At 42.3% G+C, this 3,031-nt stretch carries 2 protein-coding genes; both read right to left on the reverse strand.

Annotation, left to right across the window (positions count from 1 at the left end):
* Positions 1–1,078, reverse strand: a 1,078-nt coding sequence (locus F6K57_RS41530) for a hypothetical protein (RefSeq protein WP_293074991.1), incomplete at its 3' end; no start/stop codon positions are given.
* Between the two features lie 532 nt (positions 1,079–1,610).
* On the reverse strand, positions 1,611–3,031 hold a 1,421-nt coding region (locus tag F6K57_RS41535; RefSeq protein WP_293074994.1), incomplete at its 5' end, for an NAD(P)/FAD-dependent oxidoreductase.

Genomic DNA, 3,031 nt, shown 5'->3' on the forward strand with positions numbered 1-3,031 from the left:
CTGCTGTCCAAGACCAGGGTAAATCCAGACATAGGAATGATGATGGAAAAAGTGGGCAACCAGAGGTGACGATATTGACAGCGAACATGGGTGATAAGAGTAAACTAGTGATGACAGCACCTATCACTAGTCGTTTTATACAAAACCTACTGAAAACACTATAAAAAATAACTGATATTAATAATATAGGTAGACAAGTAAGCTTTATAGTTACAGCTCCAGCTGCTAAAATTAGTGGGATAAATTGATCGTAAAATTTATTATTAAATTTATTTTTAAAACTATAATTTTCATCCTGAGTTACGGATGATGAGCGATGGTGAGCAATGATTAACATTGCCCAAGCGATGATTACGGTCAGCAAAATTACTGGGATATCTGGTGATGGAGATACCAGAATATCTGACATTAAACTGGATAGAGCTAGGAGAGGGAGTAGAATTAATGAGCAGATGACGATAAACCAGTCACTGAGCTGTGCTTGATTGGTAAATAGTTGAGGTAAAGCAATCAGAAAGTGTACTATTGCGAGAAGAAAGGCAAAGCCATTGGTGATGGCACTAACTTGAGCATCGAAAATTGGAGGGTTAAACGGAGCAGCGAGAGCAAACCACGATGAGGTAAAACCAAGCTGCTGAAGGAGCAGGGCGATACCTGGCACTGCTCCATACTCAGACAACCATCGGATCGCTCCATAGTGATAGAGACCTGTGTCAAGCCAAGTGACTTGTCGGCTGGTGAATGCTGCGACACCAAATTCTAAGGTCAACAATCCCAAAGCTAAGTTGGGAAACACCATGAAAAATAGATTAGTAATTTCATCCCGGGTAGGTTGTGATGTCAGAGACAATAAACTCAGACTAGCAGCGGTACACCAGCCTACCCAGGAATTGAGGGGAAATACTAAGGAGGTTGCTAGCAGTGCAATGGACAGCACAACGATGCCCAACCACACTGCTGCAATAATGCGATCGCTAACTCGTTTAAAGGAATCCGCTTGCAGTACATTCAGTACAGCAGTTCCGATCAAGTAGCAAGGAATAAGTAGAAAATTCCAAGTCGTGATGAAGTAGAACATGCCTATATAGCATTTGTATCTGGGTTGTAAACACACGAATTGCCGAAAAAGGCAAGAGGCAAGAGCGATGCAGCGCGGTCTTGGGGGTTTCCCCCATGAGCGACTGCATCAAGACGGCAAGAGGCAAAAGGGGAAAGAGATCCTCAGTTTTATTGGACAGTAAAAAAAAGACTATACAGGTTTACATCTCAAATACAAACGCTATAGCGTTTATAGGACTCATGAGGTACACATAACTGTTTGACTATTGGCTCTTGCCTTCCCCTCCTGGGAGGGGTTAGGGCGTGTTTTCAAAGTTTTCCGCAAGATTATGATCCCCCCCAGCCCCCCTTAAAAAAGGGGGGAGCCATACTCAAAGTCCCCCTTTTTTAAGGGGGATTTAGGGGGATCTCCGAGTTTGAAAACAGGCCCTAGGGGTGGGTTTCTCTTACCTGCTCCCTGCTCCGTTCGCGTAGCGTGGCCCACGGCCTCAGTCCCTGCTCCCTAAAACCCAGATATTTGTACCTCACAAGTCGTATAATTGCTATATAGCCTATACAGGCTGAAAAACTGAGTCCTCTACTGAATCCTGTTTTTGCTTTAACTCTTCTGTAGTAAATTCTTCATAGTAAGACCGTTCAGTATTTACCTGCCACAGATCATGGTTTTCTCCCAGTAAATTCTTAACTGCTAGCATTCCTGTTAACATGGAATGGTCTTGATTGTTGTAGCGATGCATCCCATTACGTCCAATGGTTTGTAGGTTATCAAAGTCTGCTAAAAAATCTTGAATCACTTGTAAATGCTGACGATAATCACGGTCGTAAACTGGGTAAGCTTTAGGTTGGCGCAACACAGTACCATCTTCTACAGCCTTGGCATCAGCTAGACCTAAACTCGCCAATTCACGGGTGGCTAAATCCAGCAATTTGGTCTCAGATAGATTCCAGATTTCATCTCCCTCATTACAGAAGTATTCTAAACCCAGACAGGTTTTGCTAGGATCCGATACCATTTTTGGACTCCAATTCTTAAAGTTTTGGATGCGACCCACTTTCACCTCTGGACTATGGATATAAATCCACTGATCAGGAAATAAATCTTTAGCATCAATAATCAGTGCGACAATAATAAAAGCTCGATAAGATAGAGATTTTGCTGCTTCGATTACCGCTGGTGGGGGAGGTGGATCGAGTTTTTTAACCAGTGCTGTCACTGGCATACTAGAGATGAAATGGTCTCCAGAGATACTGATAGTTTTTTCATCCTGCAAAGCAGTAATACTTTTGATATGATTACCATCTCGTTGAATACTAGTGACTACAGTATTCAGTCTTACCTGACCACCTTGATTATCTACTGCTTGCTGAAATTTTTCCCACATCATCCCTGGTCCAAGTATGGGGTAATCAAATTCCTTAATCAAGCTTTTGCTATTTTGACTTCCGAACAAAGCATTGATAATTGCTTGTTTTAGAGATAATTTTTGAATACGCTGTGCTGCCCATTCTGCTTGAATTTTATCGCAGGGTATGCCCCAGACTTTCTCCGTATACGTTTTAAAAAATAGTCTGTATAAACGACGACCAAAGCGATCGCTTACCCACTCTTCAAAGGTTTCAGGTTCACGCCAAGGTTGCAATTTTGCCTTGATTTTTGCCTTGAAGTAGCTGAGCAAAATAATCAGACTGTTAATGATGCCTAGATTCGATAGGGTGTTAAATATTGAGAGGGGATAGTCGTAGAATTTACCCTGGTAATAAATGCGTGACATGCGGGGAACTTTGATAAAATCTTCCCCTAAAACCTCTTGCCAACGTTGATGCGCTGCTTCTACTTTGGTATAGAAGCGATGACCACCAATATCGAAGCGATAGCCTTTGTAGACTTCGGTGCGAGCAATACCACCGACTTTATTGGATTTTTCTAGAACGATAGGTTTAATGCCTTGTTTAACCAGGTCATAGGCAGCAG

The organism is Moorena sp. SIO4A5 (genome assembly GCF_010672005.1).
In the GTDB taxonomy this organism is placed as follows: domain Bacteria; phylum Cyanobacteriota; class Cyanobacteriia; order Cyanobacteriales; family Coleofasciculaceae; genus Moorena.